The sequence below is a fragment of the Rhizobium sp. SVR5-2C genome (genome assembly GCF_056755115.1).
The window spans coordinates 45,148-62,727 of the sequence record NZ_JBNDHT010000001.1 but is presented as its reverse complement, the minus strand read 5'-3'; the positions used below and the strand labels follow the sequence as shown (position 1 = coordinate 62,727).

The following is a 17,580-nucleotide window of genomic DNA, read 5'->3' as shown; positions in this document are numbered from 1 at the left end:
TCACCCCTTGGCTTCAGCGATGACCGCGCCGAGCGTGCGCTCGACAAGATCGACCTTGAATCGGTTCTGTTCGGTCGGACGAGCGTCCGCCAGAAGCACTCCGGCCGTCGCTCTTGCTCCCTTCGAAAGCTCGGTATCGGCCGCTTCAACGCGCCAGGGCTTATGGGCGACGCCGCCGATGGCCACGCGTCCAGTGCCGTCAGGCTGGATGACCGCTCCAACGGAGACGAGCGCGAAGGCGTAGGAGGCACGGTCGCGGACCTTGCGGTAGATCTGCCGGCCGCCAATTGGCGGCGGCAGCAGGACCGCGGTGATGAGTTCGCCGCGTCCGAGCACCGTCTCGATGTCAGGTGTGTCGCCCGGTAGCCGATGAAACTCGGCGATCGGAATGGATCGGCGGCTGCCATCGGCCTTGAGCGTTTCGATAACGGCGTCGAGTACCCGCATGGCGATCGCCATATCGCTCGGATGGGTCGCGATGCACGCCTCGCTCGTCCCGACTATGGCGTGCTGGCGGCTGAAGCCGCCGATGGCCGAACAGCCGCTGCCAGGCTGCCGCTTGTTGCATGGCTGGTTGGTGTCATAGAAGTAAGGACAACGCGTCCGTTGCAGCAGGTTGCCCGCCGTGGTCGCCCTGTTTCGCAACTGGCCCGACGCGCCTGCGACGAGCGCGCGGGAGATAAGCCCGTAGTCGCGCCTGACGGTTTGGTGGGCGGCAAGATCGGTGTTGCGGACCAGTGCGCCAATGCGCAGTCCGCCTTCGGGCGTCGCTTCGATCTTATCCAGGCCGAGACCGTTGACATCGATCAGATGCGTGGGCGTTTCGATCTCCAGCTTCATCAGATCGAGAAGATTGGTGCCGCCGGCGATGAATTTGGCATGCTGATTGGCGGCAGCGGATTTGGCGGCGGCCTCTATCGTCGTTGCACGCTCGTAGGTGAAGGCTTTCATACTTTTGTCCCCGCGACTTCGACGATAGCGTCGACGATGTTCGAGTAGGCGCCGCAGCGACAGATGTTGCCGCTCATGCGCTCGCGGATCTCCGCAGGCGTAACATGAGCCTGAGCGGTAAGATCGCTGGTGACGTGGCTCGGGATGTTCGCCTTTATCTCCTCGAGGACCGCCACGGAGGAACAGATCTGCCCCGACGTACAATAGCCGCACTGGAAGCCGTCATGTTTCACGAAAGCCGCCTGCATGGGATGGAGGTCCCCGGGCTCTCCCATCCCCTCTATCGTGGTGATCTGGCCGCCTTCATGCATGAGGGCGAGCGTCAGACAGGAGTTGAGCCTGTGGCCGTCCACGATGACCGTGCATGCGCCACACTGGCCATGGTCGCATCCCTTCTTGGTTCCCGTCAGGTGAAGGTGTTCCCGCAAGGCATCGAGCAAGGTAGTTCGATTATCGATCTCTACGTCGTGACGTTTGCCGTTGACGGTGAACGATAATTTGGATGTCGGCGCCATCTCGTCTCCAGCGGGTTGAGCCGCCGGACTGGTCGCGGCACTCGTAACCGCGATCGTCGCGGCCGACGAGATAAGTAAGTCCCGGCGAGATATTTCAAGTCGATCGGTACGCATGTCAGCTCCACTTCGTCTTGGTAGGCGCCTATTCGGGCGCGCGTGGGATGGGTGACAGCTTAAAGAGGTAGGCAGGCGGGGCCGGAAGACTAGATGAGAATTGTTGCATACAGTTATCGAACCGGCTCATGAATGGTGGGCCGGCTCGTATTTGACCGATCATGCGAAGCAGCCGGAAATCGCGCGGAGATCTGCGACCAGCTCGCCGAGGGATTTCCCGTGCGGAGCACTGCACCAAGCATGACTGATCTCCTCCGGCATTCGCGGCAGGAACGCCCTTAGCGGTTCGCGACTATCTCGGCGTCCTGAATGGCAGCTTGGTCGCATGAGCCCGATCCGTTTCAAGAGATGGGTACCCGTCGCGACGATGTGCCGCTGTAGGAAATGCCGGGAAAGCGAATTGCGCATCTGATCGCAGCTCCTTGAACATGCCGTTAGATCTGTTGAGATAACGTGCATTGGGTCACATGATTGTTCTCTCGGACCGCTTCAATTCGCTTGGCGTCAGCCCCGGAGGGACAGAAAGGCATGCCTCGAAGGTCTTCATGGTTTCCTTGCCAATGGTTCCAACGGCAACATTCCTTCGGCGGCGTTGCGGATCGCTGAGAACGCCTCGCTCTTGAACTTGCGCTTAGTTGCCAAGTCTCCGATACGGCGCCGGTCCCTGATTTCGTATCAAGCTCGGCTTGCGTTTGCGCCGATGGAGTTCGACGACTTCCGAAAGGCCGGAAGTTCGTCGTCTTATTGCGCAACGGGCGTCGACGGGCGATCGGATGGCCGCGTGGAGCTTGAAATCGAAGCCGGAAAGTAATACCTAATCCGATATCGGTATTACAAGGTTGCAACATGACGACGACAGTTACAGCAAAGGGGCAAGTCACCATCCCGAAAGCGGTTCGGGACTTACTCGGGATCGTCCCCGGAAGCCAGGTCGACTTCCGTCGGGCCGCGGATGGCAGCGTTTTGCTGACAAGGGCTGATAAGATCCAGCCAGCCAGCCGCTTTCAAAAGCTGCGAGGGCATGCCGGTAAGGGACTTGATACCGACGCGATCATGGCGCTCACGCGCGGTGAAGCGTGACGCTTGTCGACACGAATGTATTGCTCGACCTTGTCACCAATGACTCAACCTGGGCAGACTGGTCGATCGAGCAACTCGAAACGGCCAGTCTCGCCGGTCCATTGTTGATCAATGATGTCGTCTATGCCGAGCTTGCGGTTCGCTATGAACGCATCGAAGACCTTGACGCGTTCATTGAAGAAGCTGGGCTGGTCGTCACTCCCTTTCCGCGGGCCGCACTATTCCTTGCGGGAAAAGTATTCACACGATATCGCCGGGCCGGCGGTTCTCGTACCGGCGTCTTGCCGGATTTTTTCATCGGCGCGCACGCAGCGGTTCAGCAGCTTCCACTGCTGACACGCGACGTTGGGCGGTACCGGTCCTACTTCCCAACAGTTAAGCTGATCTTGCCAGTCCAGTGAGTTTGCAAGACGAAGATCGCCCGTTCCATTTGACTAGCGCCAGCGCGGCAGCTTGACTGGCTGCCAGTTCTGCTGGGCAGCATCGGTAAATCTCCTGACAGCCACGGCAGCCGGCAGAGCGGATTTCCATCAGCTACGGCCGGTGGCGATGATCCTAACGTCCGCGATGCGACGAGAGCCGGCTTCAGGAGAACTGACGTTGACGTTATCGCGTGGGAAAGAACGCATCGACATATGGGCGATTACCATGACCTCATGAGGAACATTCGGCTCCTCGCTACGGCCCGGCACGCGGCTTTACCGCCTCGAGCTTTTCTGCGGCGATAGCGCCGTCATTCATTACTGTGAGTGCTCCGTCGATGCACGGCGACGTCTGTGACAATGTAGTCCATTGGAATATCGTGGTGCAGTGGATGGATCGTTTCTATTTTTTGCAGTTCAAACCCACCCGGACAACTAGCGGGGAGGGCTGCAAGAGAGCGAGGGTCCGGTCGAAGAAACCACCTCCATACCCGAGTCTGAATCCATCCGCGTCGAAGCCAACGACAGGAGCGATGACGACTTCGGATTGAACCTCCTTTCCCTGCGAAGGCACCGGGATATTCCACACACCACGTTCTAGCGGTTCCCCGAACCTCCAAGGCCCGGAGCTGACGGGGCCGCTGGCCGCAATCGGCATCGTCAACCCTTTGCACCGGACGTACGCTGAAGGATCATGACCGAGGCGCTCGCGGTAGCCAATGCGACCTCTCGCAGCCTTTTCATGTCGCCGCGAAATCCCAGCTGGTTCTGTTACCCGAATTCGTCCTGGTCCAATTATCTCTTCCTCTCCGGCTACGCGTTCGAAACACCTATTCTGGAGATCACCCCCGAGGGCGTCAAACCATTTCCCGCGACCGGCTCTCGGACGATGGATGCGCGGACGATCTTTTTCTACGGCGTGACCGGCATCACCCGGCCATGGCGATGCGGCTGCCGGGCATCGGCTCGCAATATCTGCTAGCGATGACAGATGACGACAAAAACCCTTCGATTGGTGCTAAGGCCTATAAGGTTACACTGCCGAGGCGTGTCCCCGGAGGCGAATTTCTGGTCGCTCACGGTCTACGACAATATGACTCGCTCGATGCTCGACACGCCACAGCGCTATCCGCGCGCGGGTAGCCGGAATTATCCTTCACCTGCCGCCGAGGCCGGTGCCTACGGCTCGACCACGGTCTGGTTTACGCCTGAGCAGCCGCAAGGCGTTCCGCGCGGCAATTGGATTCAGGCTGACCCGAAGAAGGGCTGGTTCACGATCCTGCGCCTGTACAGCCCGCTCGAACCTTTCTTCGACAAGTCATGGCGACCGAGCGAGATCGGACTGGTGAAGTGAGGAGTGAGGTAGGGTTGTTCGATCAACCAACCCTATGCGAATGTTCGCCGAGGAGGAAAATTGAGCGTCAACCTGCCGCATAATCCAAGGCAAAGCATAGCCCACGGTCTGTCCGTGGAACCCAACTCGAGAGCTTCCTTCCGTTCACCATGGCGAGAAACCGGAAAAACCGCTGGGTTCGCCATCCTGTCATGTCCGGTTGACACGGCTCGCTCGGCAAAATGGATGTCGATCGGTCCGAATGGTTCCCAAATCTCCGGTGGCCTTTTCGTTCATCAGTGGAACCTGCAACGGCCGGGTAAGTTAGATCCGGATGAAAGGAGACTTCCTCATGGGTATGGACAAACCGAAAGACGGCGCTCCCGGCACCACCGACCAGTCGCCCCGCTGGGAAGGCCCGCAGGAAAACACTCCGCCCGGCTACCTTCCTGCGAAGGACGACCCCGATCGGGCGAAGGATGCCGACGGTGAAACCAACAGTGACCCCGAGGTCAAGAAGGTTTCGGACGGCTACAAGCAGAAGGGCGAATGAGATGTCAGACGTAGAAAAAGAGCCAAGGGGAGTTCGCCAAGTCGGTAGCTGACCGGAAGGCGTCGGGCGTCACAACGCCAAGCCGACGGTAATCACGGACTCCGAAGATGCGACCGAACCAAGACACGTCCAGGCAAGAAGGGATCTCAACAATGACCCCGCCGACATGAACGAAAGCCGCCGCTAACCCAGCTCGGACACCGCCGTTCGAAACGGCGCGCGTCCTTGGACACCGGGCTATTCATCCGACTAACGCGTCGCGTAGCGCGCGAAAAGAACGAGGAAGGTTTGACCCTAAAAGCCTGCCTGCTGCGGACATCTCCCGACGCTCCGCTGCAGTCGCCACTGGACCGCGCAATGGCTAAATGGCAGTTCCAGTGCCCCAGGTTCCTTTAGTCGCTTCCCGCTTATTGATAACTCCGACCCGGTGCTTTTCGTGATTGTTCGATCCCCGAGACATCTATCGTTATGTCGCCGGTAAGCTCCTTGGTGATCGCTTCGAGTGTCACGGAAAGCCCGGCCTCCACCTCGCTCGATTTGAGATCTCTCGCGGTCTCACGCGCGTAAATCACCATTCTTGCCAAGGCGACGAGTTCTGTTTCTCTATCGATATGTTGCAGTTCTGAGCATGCCATGCTTAAACCCCCAATTGATGCGCATAGCTTAGAACTGTTTTAGGGGCGGCGGGCGTGACATCGGCGTGACACAACGCACGGCTGACGACGTCAGGCCATACGCCAGAGAGATGTTCGGCTGAATGCGAAGCTCGGTGGAGGGGAACATTCATCAGCCTGATGTAGGACATCGATCAGGGCTATTGCGTCCGCTCTCTTCTGATCAACGTAGTTGTCGTGAAGAATTTGGAGCAGTTCATCAGCACGCGCGGCGCTGATCCCCGGGTAGTTTGCAATGACCGATTTCCAGGTGCGAGCTTTGAAAAACAAGCAACGCGCGCTTTCCTCGAGCCACCGCGCTTCCTGGGTCGAGACAAGACCGTGGAGACGACACCATGCGACGGTTGCAGAAACGTTGACCATCGGAATAGTGATTGTAACATATCCCAGTTCCTCGGGCCCGTGCAGCAAAGCCACATCCGCATCGTCGACCAGGCTTTCGTCCGCGTAGGCCTTGTAGATCTTCCCGACACCGATCATGCCGAACGCGTGGCACTCCGCGGCCCGCAACGCGCCCATGCTCGCTGCTCCGAAGAGCGCTACGCCCTTCGTGAGTCCATAGAGAATTTCCTTGTGCCAGACGGGCGCGACATTCTCGAAGGCGCCATCAATCAATCCTATGGCGCGAGCACCGTCGTCGACCGCCTGACGCACGTCACCCTGCACCGCTGGCGGCTTTATGATGATACCTTCCGCAACGAAGCGCCTTGCATCCGGAAGGCTTGGGCCGACGAAGACCACTTTCATGACGCAAACGATGCTGCGATCGCCCTGTTGCCAAACCTTTGCCGTCGCTCCCCCTCTGGGTTTTCCAATTCAGGCACCAGTATCTTGACGACCGAGAAGGGCAATTCCCGCTGGCTCAATCGAATGGCGATTGCTTGCGTGATACCTGTCTGCTTTAGGCGCATCAAAATTCCTTCGAGATCCCGCGGGCCGGGTGCGGGCACATGGCGGGAAGGCTCGGCGTAAAACAGCCGTCGCAACCGCTCGGGCAATGGTTGCCTGTAGGTTTCATGAAACACGTCGTCCCGGGCGCCGCTGATGTAGGTAACGCGAGACTGAGCCGCCTCCGTCAGCGCTCGTATCGCAGCGCGTTCGGGAGAAGGATGGGCGCCGCAGCCAAATGTCACGTCCACATAACGGGCGGCGCTGGTTGCCAAGGCGGTTTTGGTCGCAAGAAATGCGGCGATGCATGGGATGCCGATATCGCTTGTGATGTCGAACAACCGCAGCGCGATGCCGGCATTCTCGATCCGCATGACGAGCGACTTGACGTTCTCGTCGTCAAAAGCGCTGGGATCCATGCACAGGGTGTGCTGCTTCGTTTCCGGACTTACCTGCCACAAGACGTGGGCGTCGCGTTCGATGCGCTCGAGAAGAGCGTGAGAAACTGCCTCGTCATAGGTGTTGCCCGATGCGAGGCCGTCGGAAGACTGCCAGTACCGGCAGTCCGACAGGGTTCGATCAAGCAGCACGGCCCCACTGGGAACGTGGACGCGGTCACCCGTCATTAGATCCACCCCTGCCGCAAACGCCGTGATCTCGGTATCACGCGGAAGGGGTTGGTTTCGGGCGAGGAGCGGAACGAGCAGGTCGACACGTTGTCCGGCATCACGAAGAGCTAGCGCAGACGTGTTCCTCGTAGACAGGAACGGGGCGCTCGCGACGGCTCGCTCGAGAGCCTCCATAACCGCGGATGTTCTCGCATCAGCGTCGGTCAGCCCTTTGCCTTGAGCAACGGCGATCGACCTGGCGTTGGGCATGTAGGCACACCAGACTGGTACGCCGATCTGATCAAGTCCGGTTTGGCGGCCTATACGGGTGATCCCAAACGTTTTTAGTAAGGGACGCACCCGCTCATAGGTCTCGTTTGGGGAGCATATGCGCTCCATGACGTCACGCAGTCATCAGCTTAGCCATCGAAGACGCCCGAAAAAGCCTGTTCAGAGGAGGAGACAGCGACGGCAAGATTGACGTCCTTGATAACTGTTCCGCCCGCATTTCTGAGACTGTTCGCGGCAGCGAGCGGGCCGGAAGCGGGTGACTGCATCGGCTGTACGGTTCCCGCGTCCAAGTCCGCCACATAAAGCTGATCGTCTCCGGGCAGCCCAATTACAACAACTCTTGCCATGTTCCCTCCTTAGGTTCCGGTACTTAAAAATCTAGAATCCAGCTTTGAGTAGACCCTCGCGGTAGAGGTCTTTCTGCCATTGCTCTTTTACAGGAAGCACGGACAGCCACTTGTCCAGGTCGAAATGCGGATTGAGCTCGTGGGCCTTGCGGCGATGCATGCGCGCCTTCGCAGCATCGCCGGCCATCGCATAACTTGCCGCAAGCAATCGCTGGGCTGATGAGGAATCGTCCATTTGATCGATATAACTGATCGCCTGTCGAAATTGGCCCAGGAAGTAACTGGCGCCCGCCGCTATCCAGAAGTAGTCGTCAGGGCAGATCGGATTCAACTGGATCGCCTTCTCGATTTTTGCCAGCCCGTCGGCGGGCCTAGAAGCGTGAACCAGCGCATCGGCATATCCGCAGACCGCGTCGGCAAGATGTGGGCTCAGCCCTTCCGCGCGGTCAAAGGCGTCGAGGCTTCCGTCAACATCACCGATATAGAGTCTCGACAACCCAAGCTCCCGATGCGCCGAAGCCAGCTCAGGCTCCAGCGCCACCGCTCTTCTCGCGGTCTCTTGCGCTTGGACAAGGAGTTCGGCTTCACCTCGTGCGGTCAACACCCATTCCCAGGCGTAGGTGCGGGACAGGCCGGCCAAGGCCGGTGCGAAATCGCTGCGCATCTTCAGGGTTTCTCTGAATGCGTTGCGCGCCCGACGGACATCTGGGAGCGTGAACTTGTTGAGATGCTGTATGCTTGCGAGATAGGATCGATAGACATCAGGGTAAGCGCGATAATCGGCGAGCATGATCTCCGTATGCTGAAGATGACTGCTGATCGCCGCCACGATCATTTGCGCAACTTGCTTTCGATGTGACGCAAGCGAGCTCGGCTTCAGGCGAAAGCGCTCCGCCCACAAGACACTGTCGGACGGAAGGAAGATCATCTGGATGAAGAGACCTTCGCCACTGATGTTCGTATCGATGACGTAGGAGATGGAATGTCTCTCCAACTGGGCGATCTTATTTGCATCTTGGCGAATGCGGACGGCCGTATAGGGGGCCACGACCGCCACCGTTCTCAATGAGCACAGGCTAATCGTAATGTCTTCCAGCAAGGCGCGGGTTGGACAGGCGGAATTTTCTTCGGCCCCCTGTGGCGGAAGTAAAACCAGCCGGGGAAGTTCTGTCGGCACCGCCAGGAGCGTAGCTGCAGTCCCGGGGGGCAGGGCGAGCTCGGCGCCACCAGTGGATCGCGCAACGGCGCCGATTCGACTTGTCTGGCGATGTGCTTCAAGCAGCACCTCCCGAACAGCAACATCACCCGGATCATGCTCCAGGAGCTGTCTTGCGCTATCCTTGATGTCGACCCAATCGGACCGATTGGCGGCCAGCTCGCGCGCCTTGAAGAACATCTCCCGAAAACTCTTCCGCTGGGCCGACCTCTGCTTTTCGACCCATGATTTCAGCCCGACCGGCAAATTGGCTTCGTCCAGGAACTGCCGCGTCAGCAATTTCGACGCCGCAGCTAGTCGCGGCAGTGCTTCAAGGTCGCCGGAAAAAATGGAAAAGTCTGCTTCGATCGGTTCCGCGGATAGACGCGCCGTCGAGGCGGTGAATTCAAGTGGGACGAGCCAGCCCTCGGCGGCGCATTTGCGCACCCGCTCGATCATCTTGCGGAAGTTAGTCTTCGCGGCGTTTGGATCGGCGGTCCAAAGCAGCCTTGCGAGATAGTCGCGTGGGAGTTCGAATTCAGCGCTGGCCAACATATAAGTCAGAGCAAACACTGCCTTCTGCGGCAGTGGCACTGTTCCTCGTCCGTCCTCGGCAAGCTGGAGCCCTCCAAATGTCAAAAGCCGGAGCACAGAAACGATCCACTAACGCGCCACGCCCGAGTCGGCTTGGTGGTGTTCCGGCTCTGACGTGCGGCCTAGCGATGTGACGAGCTGAAGGATATTTTGGCGAAGCTTTGCGTCCGCCACCCTTTGAAACGCACGATTGAGCTCCAGTCCTTCACGGGTCGCCAGGAAGGCGGAAACTGCTTCTTCCTCCGGTAGAAACGGCTTGCGACCGCTCAGTGGTGAGCCGTCTGGCGCTTCGGCGAAGAAATAGCTGACAGGCACATTTAAGATAGTTGCAATCTGCTGAAGACGGCTTGCGCCGACACGATTGCTGCCTTTCTCGTATTTCTGGACCTGTTGAAAGGTAATTCCCAAACCGGCCGCAAGCTTCTCCTGAGACATCCTCAGCATCGTGCGTCTCAATCTGATCCTTGCGCCAACATGGATATCGATCGGATTCGGTTTCTTTTGGTCCATCACTTCAGCTCTCCGTCACGACTACACAGTGATATAAATCAAGGCTACATGCAACTATCGCTGGAGAATGCGCCGAATGGCAATTGCTTGAATATTTGCCGACATCCAAGCTTCCTGTTTGGTCCGCGCGCCACCCGTCCCTGGTTTGCGACAGCATGCCGAACGGGGCAGGACGATTGCCGAGCAACGGGAGCCTGAGGTTGAACTCCGGCGCTGACGGCGGGTCTTAACGTCGTCGAGGACTCTGGCCACACTGGGCTGTCGTTGCGCGAGCACCCACTCGGCTTTCTACGGCGCGATCTCACCCGTGGCGGATCGTGACCTGTTGCGAGGCAATGTCGCTCGCGATGGCCGCTGGCTCATGGCGGCGGGTTTGGCGCTTGTGCGTCGACGGCCGGCCTCGGCCAAGGGCGTCGTGTTCATAACATTGGAAGACGAGATCGGCATCGCCAATGTCGTTGTCTGGCCGAACCTCTTCGCACGGTCGAGGCGGATCGCTCGGGCATCGATGATCTCAATCAATGGTCGCATCCAGCGGGAAGGAGATGTCGTTTATCTCGTTGTCCAGCAAGTCTTCGAGCTATCCTGCTTTCGACCGACCGGGCTGACGAGATCGCCCATGGTCGCCGGGGAACCCTAGATTCACGGGAACGAACAGCGTAGGTAACGGCGAGGGATATCTACACCGCGGACTTGCACATCGACACGCTCAAGGTGAAGTCGACGAATTTTCACGAAAGAACCAACGCTGGTTTTTCCTGCGTGGCGGTAAGCTGTCACCTCCGCGATGAGGGCTACGAGCCGCATCACCCAAATAGACGCCTACCGCATGTGACGGTGGCTGAGCGTGCCATCAATGAAACCCCTGGAGCGCATGTCTTAGTTTATAGACTCCTAATATAAAGAACTGTAGCCTCCCATGTTTTTGGAGGAAGTGAAAATGATCCTACGATTGGACGGCCAAGAGTCATCGCGGTACGGCATCGAAGCCGGACATTGCTCGGCAGCGACCAAGGCCGCCGTCAAATGTGCGCTAGAAGCAGCATCGGAATTAGATGCCTCGCGGATCACAGTTTCGATGCTTGGAAATTTCCTCATCCTTGAGGGATTCGTTCGATGCCATGGAGATGACGAGCTTGCGGTAAATGTGGCAGGCGCAATTGTCGGATCGACGCACGTTCATAATCGGCTGATCTGCCAAGGCTTCCCGAAGAGCTTGAGCTAGAGCCCCTGGCAGCACCTTCTACAGCGTCCAGAGGTCCGCGCTTGAGGGGCTATACCATCGGCGTGACGCTGCAAGGCGGGGGCTGCTCGACTCGGCAGATTCCATCGCCAAGTTGCCGCCGAAGTCGGATACCAGTCCGAAACGGCCCTAAGCCGTGCTTTCCACCGTAGATTTGGCATCAGACCGCGTTACGCGATAATTATGAACAACGGGTTCTGTCGCAAACCGGCCGTCGATAGACTCTACCTTCGACTGTGGTTTATGTTCGGTTCGCGCAAGCGAACAGGAGTACGACGATATTCAAGCACATCCTTGTCGCAACAGACGGGTCTGATCTTGCGACGAATGCAGTGAAGCAGGCTTCCGAGCTAGCTCAAATACTCAAAGCAAAAATCACGATCGTAACCGTGAGTTCAATCCCCTCAATGTTCTTCGCACCAGACGTTTGGTCGCCCCTCATGTACGAAGACATCGCGAAGGGCAATGCGGAGCAAAGCAAGAAGACACTCCAAGCGGCTGCGAAGCTATGCACGGGTGACGTCGATACGGTCGCGGTCGAGAGCGCGAGCCCTGCCGATGGTATCGCATGGATACCGTGGGATCAATCGACTCATCCTCGGAAGCCAAGCATCAAAGGTTTTGAGCCTCGCCAAGGGGACCGTCTTAATCGTCAAAGGATGAACACCGACGCGACGCCGCCCGTTCCGAACCGCTGGACGAAGAACAGGACTGCAGGCGCGCGCGCGAGGGTCCAGGGAGAGAGTTCCTCCTTCGCCGCGATTGTCGGCCTTCAGGACGAAGCTGACGTACTTTATTGTCACGACGATCGTCAGAGCCCAGACGATGAGTGATAGGAATCCCAGCAGGTTGTCACGATGCGAACCCGAACCGGCCGTCGCATGAGCGCTTCCCTGAAGGCGTAGAGGGGACTGGTGCCGATATCGCCATAGACCACACCTAGCGGCCGCGAGCACGAGCGAAGGAAGACCGCTACGAGTTTCATGCTCGAGTTCGGGGTCTTTCGTTCGCAGCCAATCTCGGCCGAACGACCGCTGAGACTGGATGGTTCTCAGTGCGCTGGAAAAACAAACTGAATGCAAAAGTGTCTCAGGCGTCCGATGAAACCTGCAGTCTCCCTGCAATAGTGCGCCACGATTCCTGCTAATCGCTTTCTTCTGGAACATTGACCGGGGCTGAAGGTTGGGCGCTGCCGCAAACAGGAGGAGAGGGACATGCGAAGGCTGCAGAAATTCGGAGCATTCGGTGCGATTTCGATCGCGGGCGGCGCGCTGTTGAGTGCTTAGCCTTCTCGGACCCTCTATCGCCCGACGTGACATATCGGCCATCGCGCCGCCGCGAAGGCAAGGAGAAGGTCGAGTATCCGACCCCGGAACTCGAGGCAGTCCTCGGCAAAACCATGGGCGTCCCGCTGTTTCAGGAGTCCGCGATGAAGGTGGCGATGGTCTGCGCCGGATTCACCGGTGGCGAGGCCGACTAGCTCCGCAAGTCGATGGCGACGTTCAAGTTCACGGGCGGGGTCAGCCGTTTCAAGGACAAGCTGGTCTCCGGCATGATCACAAATGGATACGCCGCCGAATTTGCCGAAAAGACGTTCTCTCAGCTTGAGGGATTCGGAAGCTATGGTTTTCCGGAGTCCCATGCGGCGTCATTTGCCTTGATTGCCTACGCGAGCAACTTCATCAAGTGCCATTATCCAGATGTCTTCTGTGCAGCCTTGCTGAACTCCCAGCCGATGGGCTTCTACGCGCCCGCCCGGATCGTCGGCGACGCGCGCAAACACGGTGTCGAGGTCCGTCCGGTTTGCGTCAACCACTCGCGATGGGATTGTACTCTTGAGCCGATCGACGGCAGCGCGCGTCATGATGTCCGGCTGGGTATGCGCATGGTGCGGGGTCTTGCCGCGGTCGACGCGGCTCGTATGGTCGCGGCCCGCATGGACGATCCATTCGCGAGCGTCGACGACATGTGGCGACGATCAGCGGTCCCGGCGGCCTCACTGGTCGAGCTCGCGGAAGCCGACGCCTTCCTGCCGTCGCTCAAGCTCCAACGCCGTGACGCCCTTTGGGCCATCAAGGCGCTCCGCGACGAACCCCTGCCTCTCTTCGCCGCCGCGGCCCAGCGCAAGGCGAGGGCGGTGGCCGAGCAGCGGGAGCCGACGGTGACGCTCCGCCAGATGACGGAAGGCCACAACGTCGTCGAAGACTACGGGCACACCGGGCTGACCCTCCGCGAGCACCCAATCGCCTTTCTTCGCAAGGACCTGAACGAACGGCGGATCGTCACCTGTTTGGAGGCCATGAGCGCGCGCGACGGACGCTGGCTGATGACGGCTGGTCTCGTCCTCGTCCGGCAGAAGCCGGGCTCGGCAAAGGGGGCATGTTCCTGACCATCGAAGACGAGACCGATCCGGCCAACGTGGTCGTCTGGCCCAGTCTGTTCGAACGTCGTCGTCGCATCGTCCTAGGGTCTTCCATGATGGCGATCAACGGCCGCATTCAACGCGAGGGCGACGTCGTCCATCTCGTTGCCCAGCAACTCTTCGACCTTTCCGGAGATCTTTCCGGGCTGGCGGACCGCGACGCGGCCTTCAAGCTGGCAACCGGCCGTGGAGACGAGTTCGCCCATGGCTCGCCGGGAAGTGCGGACTCGCGAGACAAGGTGGCCGCCGCAAAGCCCAGGGACATCTTCATCCCGGATCTGCACATCGACACCCTCAAGGTGAAAGCGCGCAATTTCCATTGAGGCGACAACAAAGCCCGGAGGCTCTGATTTCTCCCAGGTCATTCGAAGGTTTTGGATTTTCTCGAAAACGAATGGCCGCTGCGCCACGGAGAACGGCATGAGCGAGCGGTGAAGGCCTGCTGCGGCGCCCTGAACGGGCGCCTACCGGCCCTGGTCGCGCGCGATGCGTTCTTGGCTGCTTGCCTCAAAGCCGGCATGCCTACTGTCATTGCTCCGTGAAACCGAAGCTCGCTCTCCATCCGGTGCGGCCAGCACGATTAGCCGGTACCTGACGGATCAACGCCGGCGTCGCATCCGATGAGGCGAGGTTGACATAAGCGCGCGTGCTCTCGGACCTGCCTTTTGGAATACCGTCATGGAACTTCCGACCATCGGACGGCATTCCGTTATCGGAGTTGCTTCGGGGAAGACCATGGCCAGTGACAAACTATCGACCTATCGGTCGAAGCGCGACTTTCAAAAGACGGCGGAACCCAGCGGCGAAACGGGGATCGCCCGCAGCAATCGCCGTCGCTTCGTAGTCCAGAAGCACGATGCGACCCGCCTCCACTACGATCTGCGCCTCGAACTCGACGGCGTCTTCAAATCCTGGGCGGTGACGAAAGGGCCATCTCTCGATCCGCATGACAAGCGGCTGGCGGTTGAGGTTGAAGACCATCCTCTCGACTACGGCGACTTCGAAGGCACCATCCCGAAAGGACAGTATGGCGGCGGCACCGTGATGCTCTGGGATCGGGGGTACTGGGAGCCGGAGGGGAAGAAGAGCCCGGAGCAGGCGCTGGCAAAAGGCGATTTCAAGTTCACGCTGGAAGGCGAGCGGCTGCACGGCAGTTTCGTCCTGGTGCGCATGCGCAACGACCGCGAACGCGGCAAGCGGACGAACTGGCTGCTGATCAAGCACCATGATGAGTTTTCCGTCGAAGAAAACGGCGCAGCGGTCTTGGAGGACAACGACACCTCGGTTGCCTCGGGCCGACCCATGGATGTGATCGCCGCCGGCAAAGGCCGCAAGCCGAAGCCGTTCATGGTGCAAGGCGGCGACGTTCAGGCCGATGCCGTCTGGGACAGCAATCATGGGCTTGCCGCCGACGAGCGCAAGGAAGGTGCAACGGACGACCAGCTTCCGAAGAGCATAACGCCAGTCGATCTTCCGGACTTCATCGAACCCCAGCTCTGCCAGACGCTCGGGCGCCCGCCGGCCGGTAGCGGCTGGATCCACGAGATCAAGTTCGACGGCTACCGGATCCAGATGCGGGTGCTCGACGGCGACGCTACCCTCAAGACCCGCAAGGGCCTTGACTGGACCGCAAAGTATCCCGAGATCGCCGAGACCGCCTCCGCGCTGCCCGATGCCATTATCGACGGCGAGATCTGTGCGCTCGACGAGAATGGTGCCCCCGATTTTGCGGCTCTGCAGGCGGCCCTGTCGGAGGGCAAGACCAAAGACCTGGTCTACTTCGCTTTCGATCTTCTCTTTGAAGGTGGTGAGGACTTGAGGTCTCTACCGCTTGTCGATCGCAAGGCGCGGCTTCAGAGCCTTTTTTCCGAGGCCGGCAACGATCCGCGCATCCGCTTTGTCGAACACTTCGAGACTGGCGGCGACGCGGTTCTTCGGTCTGCCTGTAAACTGTCCCTGGAAGGCATTGTCTCCAAGCAGGCGGATGCACCGTATCAGTCCGGCCGCACGGAAACCTGGGCCAAATCGAAATGCCGCGCTGGCCACGAGGTGGTGATCGGTGCCTACGCCAGGACCAACGGCAAGTTCCGATCCCTTCTGGTCGGCGTCTATCGCGGCGACCACTTCGTCTATGTCGGCCGCGTTGGGACTGGTTACGGCGCGCAGAAAGTGGAGACGCTGCTCCCGAAGCTCAAGACACTGGAGGCCCCGAAGTCGCCCTTCACCGGGTTAGGTGCACCGAAGAAGGCAGCGGATGTCACCTGGCTGAAGCCCGAGCTCGTGGCGGAGATCGAATTCGCGGGCTGGACGGCCGACGGTCTCGTCCGTCAAGCCGCGTTCAAGGGCCTGCGGGAAGACAAGCCGGCCAAGGAGGTCGAGATCGAGCGGCCGGCCAACCCTTCGAAAGCAGAAGTGCCCGAACCAGCGCCGGCTGCACCGATGGCGAAGCTGGCTCGGCGCAAGGGCGGGAAGGCCGAGGTTATGGGCGTGCTGATTTCCAATCCGGACAAGCCGCTCTGGCCGGGTGCCAACGATGGCGAACCCATCACCAAGGAAGAGCTCGCGCGGTATTACGAGGCCGTGGGGTCCTGGTTGATCAATCACATCAAGGGCCGCCCGTGCTCCATCATAAGGACGCCGGATGGCATCGGAGGCGAGCAATTCTTCCAGCGCCACGCCATGCCCGGCACCTCGAACCTGCTCGAACTGGTCAAGGTTTTCGGCGACAAGAAGCCGTACCTGCAGATCGATCGCATCGAGGGTCTGGCGGCCATCGCGCAGATCGGCGGCGTGGAACTACACCCGTGGAACTGCGAGCCGAACACGCCTGAGGTGCCGGGCCGGCTGGTCTTCGACCTCGACCCTGGGCCGGACGTCCCGTTCTCCACAGTTGTTGCCGCCGCACGAGAGATGCGTGATCGCCTCGAGGAACTCGGCCTGATCAGTTTCTGCAAAACCACGGGCGGCAAGGGGCTTCACGTCGTCACACCGCTTGCGATCAACAAGCGCAAGCCGCTCTCGTGGGCTGGAGCGAAGGGCTTCGCGCACGACGTCTGCCAGCAGATGGCGCGCGACAACCCCGAGCTTTACCTGATCAAGATGACGAAGAGCCTCCGGAACAGGCGCATCTTCCTCGACTACCTGCGCAACGACCGCATGGCGACGGCGGTGGCGCCTCTGTCGCCGCGTGCCCGGCCGGGTGCCACGGTCTCGATGCCTCTGACGTGGGGCCAGGTCAAATCGGACCTCGACCCCAAACGCTTCACCATTCACACTGTGCCGGCGCTTTTATCGAAATCGTCCGCATGGGAAGACTATTGTGACGGACTACGGCCATTGGACCAGGCCATCAAACGTCTCGGCAAAGGCGTCAAGGCTGCGTAAGGTTATCGGGCCAGGCGTTGGGGCACGGATCGGCATTGAAGGAGGCAAAGTCTTCATTCCAGCGGAGGAGCGGAATGAGCCTTGGCCGAGACGGATCCGCCAGACATGAAGATTATGCCCCGCTTAGACCTATGCGGCTTCGCGATCAGCTCCTGTAGACAGAGGATAATCCGGCCGATCTTCTTTTAGCCACCGCAGCAGGATGTCCCGCCGGCCGTTGATGTCGCTCACGGTGTAGGTGACGATCTTCAGTTGAACTCCGGCGAGGTCGCGCGGTGTTCGGACAGGTGGGGCGCTCGACTGCCATTTCGTTGGCCATGGAGGGAAACCGGAAAAACCGCCATGTTCACCGTCCCTGTCGCGTCCGGTTGACACGACCCGCGCTCGAGACAGGGAACCGCCATCCGCTTGAAAAGTTCCAGAACCTTTCCTTGAGCTAGCTCGTCAGGACGAGTA

The 17,580-nt window shown here is 59.6% G+C and carries 14 protein-coding genes and 5 pseudogenes; 10 read left to right on the top strand and 9 right to left on the bottom strand.

All coding sequences use genetic code 11. The features are described from left to right. Together ACPYOI_RS00340 and paoA are read right to left on the bottom strand one after the other, a co-directional pair. Complete coding sequence (locus ACPYOI_RS00340; protein WP_481422378.1) at positions 1–951, bottom strand: FAD binding domain-containing protein; 951 nt, start codon at positions 949–951, stop codon at positions 1–3. Further along, entirely contained in the window at positions 948–1,580 is a 633-nt protein-coding gene (gene paoA / locus ACPYOI_RS00335) for an aldehyde dehydrogenase iron-sulfur subunit PaoA (RefSeq protein WP_481422377.1), read from the bottom strand. The genes ACPYOI_RS00340 and paoA overlap by 4 nt, the downstream gene beginning before the upstream one ends. A gap of 846 nt (positions 1,581–2,426) precedes the next feature. On the opposite strand from paoA, the gene ACPYOI_RS00330 reads away from it, so the two are divergent. After that, positions 2,427–2,660: an AbrB/MazE/SpoVT family DNA-binding domain-containing protein gene (locus ACPYOI_RS00330; RefSeq protein WP_481415577.1), complete on the top strand. Its 234-nt coding sequence runs from the start codon at positions 2,427–2,429 to the stop codon at positions 2,658–2,660. Continuing rightward, positions 2,657–3,061: a type II toxin-antitoxin system VapC family toxin gene (locus ACPYOI_RS00325; RefSeq protein ID WP_481422375.1), complete on the top strand. Its 405-nt coding sequence runs from the start codon at positions 2,657–2,659 to the stop codon at positions 3,059–3,061. The genes ACPYOI_RS00330 and ACPYOI_RS00325 overlap by 4 nt, the downstream gene beginning before the upstream one ends. 424 nt (positions 3,062–3,485) lie before the next feature. On the opposite strand, the gene ACPYOI_RS00320 is transcribed toward ACPYOI_RS00325, so the two are convergent. After that, positions 3,486–3,740, bottom strand: coding sequence for a 5-formyltetrahydrofolate cyclo-ligase (locus ACPYOI_RS00320; protein WP_481415579.1), 255 nt, complete (start codon positions 3,738–3,740; stop codon positions 3,486–3,488). Positions 3,741–3,776: 36 nt separating this feature from the next. On the opposite strand from ACPYOI_RS00320, the gene ACPYOI_RS00315 reads away from it, so the two are divergent. The 3 genes from ACPYOI_RS00315 (at position 3,777) to ACPYOI_RS00305 (ending at position 4,968) form a co-directional block, all read left to right on the top strand. Next, complete coding sequence (locus ACPYOI_RS00315) at positions 3,777–4,064, top strand: hypothetical protein (protein WP_481415580.1); 288 nt, start codon at positions 3,777–3,779, stop codon at positions 4,062–4,064. Positions 4,065–4,130: 66 nt separating this feature from the next. Further along, complete coding sequence (locus ACPYOI_RS00310) at positions 4,131–4,436, top strand: DUF1214 domain-containing protein (RefSeq protein ID WP_481415581.1); 306 nt, start codon at positions 4,131–4,133, stop codon at positions 4,434–4,436. A 331-nt stretch (positions 4,437–4,767) separates the two neighbouring features. Continuing rightward, complete coding sequence (locus tag ACPYOI_RS00305; RefSeq protein ID WP_481415582.1) at positions 4,768–4,968, top strand: hypothetical protein; 201 nt, start codon at positions 4,768–4,770, stop codon at positions 4,966–4,968. A gap of 725 nt (positions 4,969–5,693) precedes the next feature. Here ACPYOI_RS00305 and ACPYOI_RS00300 read toward each other — a convergent pair. The 5 genes from ACPYOI_RS00300 to ACPYOI_RS00280 all read right to left on the bottom strand — a co-directional run bounded on the left by ACPYOI_RS00300 (position 5,694) and on the right by ACPYOI_RS00280 (position 10,075). Beyond that, a complete protein-coding gene (locus ACPYOI_RS00300; RefSeq protein WP_481422373.1) occupies positions 5,694–6,296 on the bottom strand; it encodes a TfuA-like protein in 603 nt (200 codons plus the stop codon). 89 nt (positions 6,297–6,385) lie between these two features. Next, the gene (locus ACPYOI_RS00295; RefSeq protein ID WP_481415584.1) at positions 6,386–7,537 is read right to left on the bottom strand and encodes a YcaO-like family protein; all 1,152 of its coding nucleotides are present in this window, start codon (positions 7,535–7,537) and stop codon (positions 6,386–6,388) included. A 20-nt stretch (positions 7,538–7,557) separates the two neighbouring features. Continuing rightward, the gene (locus ACPYOI_RS00290; RefSeq protein ID WP_481415585.1) at positions 7,558–7,776 is read right to left on the bottom strand and encodes a hypothetical protein; all 219 of its coding nucleotides are present in this window, start codon (positions 7,774–7,776) and stop codon (positions 7,558–7,560) included. A gap of 31 nt (positions 7,777–7,807) precedes the next feature. After that, a complete protein-coding gene (locus tag ACPYOI_RS00285; RefSeq protein WP_481422371.1) occupies positions 7,808–9,565 on the bottom strand; it encodes a hypothetical protein in 1,758 nt (585 codons plus the stop codon). Positions 9,566–9,634: 69 nt separating this feature from the next. Next, positions 9,635–10,075 carry a helix-turn-helix domain-containing protein gene (locus tag ACPYOI_RS00280; protein ID WP_481415609.1) on the bottom strand — a complete coding sequence of 147 codons (441 nt, stop codon included), beginning with the start codon at positions 10,073–10,075 and terminating at the stop codon, positions 9,635–9,637. A 121-nt stretch (positions 10,076–10,196) separates the two neighbouring features. On the opposite strand from ACPYOI_RS00280, the pseudogene ACPYOI_RS00275 reads away from it, so the two are divergent. After that, positions 10,197–10,810 (top strand): annotated as a pseudogene (locus tag ACPYOI_RS00275) (OB-fold nucleic acid binding domain-containing protein); the annotation flags it as partial. Positions 10,811–11,554: 744 nt separating this feature from the next. Next, positions 11,555–11,981: pseudogene (locus tag ACPYOI_RS00270) on the top strand (universal stress protein). Positions 11,982–12,052: 71 nt separating this feature from the next. Here the strand turns inward: ACPYOI_RS00270 and ACPYOI_RS00265 are convergent. Beyond that, positions 12,053–12,303: pseudogene (locus tag ACPYOI_RS00265) on the bottom strand (KUP/HAK/KT family potassium transporter); the annotation flags it as partial. A 342-nt stretch (positions 12,304–12,645) separates the two neighbouring features. On the opposite strand from ACPYOI_RS00265, the pseudogene ACPYOI_RS00260 reads away from it, so the two are divergent. The 3 genes and pseudogenes from ACPYOI_RS00260 to ligD form a co-directional block, all read left to right on the top strand. Beyond that, a pseudogene (locus ACPYOI_RS00260) lies at positions 12,646–14,063 on the top strand (helix-hairpin-helix domain-containing protein); the annotation flags it as partial. 45 nt (positions 14,064–14,108) lie between these two features. Continuing rightward, positions 14,109–14,335, top strand: a pseudogene (locus ACPYOI_RS00255) (DUF982 domain-containing protein); the annotation flags it as partial. A 140-nt stretch (positions 14,336–14,475) separates the two neighbouring features. Further along, positions 14,476–17,124, top strand: a complete 2,649-nt coding sequence (gene ligD, locus ACPYOI_RS00250) for a DNA ligase D (protein ID WP_481422370.1) — start codon at positions 14,476–14,478, stop codon at positions 17,122–17,124. The last annotated feature ends 456 nt before the right edge of the window (positions 17,125–17,580 follow it).

What these genes read in the sequence shown, in the direction of transcription:
- ACPYOI_RS00340 (WP_481422378.1), bottom strand. Translation starts at nt 951, where the DNA reads ATGAAAGCCTTCACCTACGAGCGTGCAACGACGATAGAGGCCGCCGCC.
- paoA (WP_481422377.1), bottom strand. Translation starts at nt 1,580, where the DNA reads ATGCGTACCGATCGACTTGAAATATCTCGCCGGGACTTACTTATCTCG.
- ACPYOI_RS00330 (WP_481415577.1), top strand. Translation starts at nt 2,427, where the DNA reads ATGACGACGACAGTTACAGCAAAGGGGCAAGTCACCATCCCGAAAGCG.
- ACPYOI_RS00320 (WP_481415579.1), bottom strand. Translation starts at nt 3,740, where the DNA reads ATGCCGATTGCGGCCAGCGGCCCCGTCAGCTCCGGGCCTTGGAGGTTC.
- ACPYOI_RS00315 (WP_481415580.1), top strand. Translation starts at nt 3,777, where the DNA reads ATGACCGAGGCGCTCGCGGTAGCCAATGCGACCTCTCGCAGCCTTTTC.
- ACPYOI_RS00305 (WP_481415582.1), top strand. Translation starts at nt 4,768, where the DNA reads ATGGGTATGGACAAACCGAAAGACGGCGCTCCCGGCACCACCGACCAG.
- ACPYOI_RS00295 (WP_481415584.1), bottom strand. Translation starts at nt 7,537, where the DNA reads ATGGAGCGCATATGCTCCCCAAACGAGACCTATGAGCGGGTGCGTCCC.
- ACPYOI_RS00290 (WP_481415585.1), bottom strand. Translation starts at nt 7,776, where the DNA reads ATGGCAAGAGTTGTTGTAATTGGGCTGCCCGGAGACGATCAGCTTTAT.
- ACPYOI_RS00280 (WP_481415609.1), bottom strand. Translation starts at nt 10,075, where the DNA reads ATGGACCAAAAGAAACCGAATCCGATCGATATCCATGTTGGCGCAAGG.
- ligD (WP_481422370.1), top strand. Translation starts at nt 14,476, where the DNA reads ATGGCCAGTGACAAACTATCGACCTATCGGTCGAAGCGCGACTTTCAA.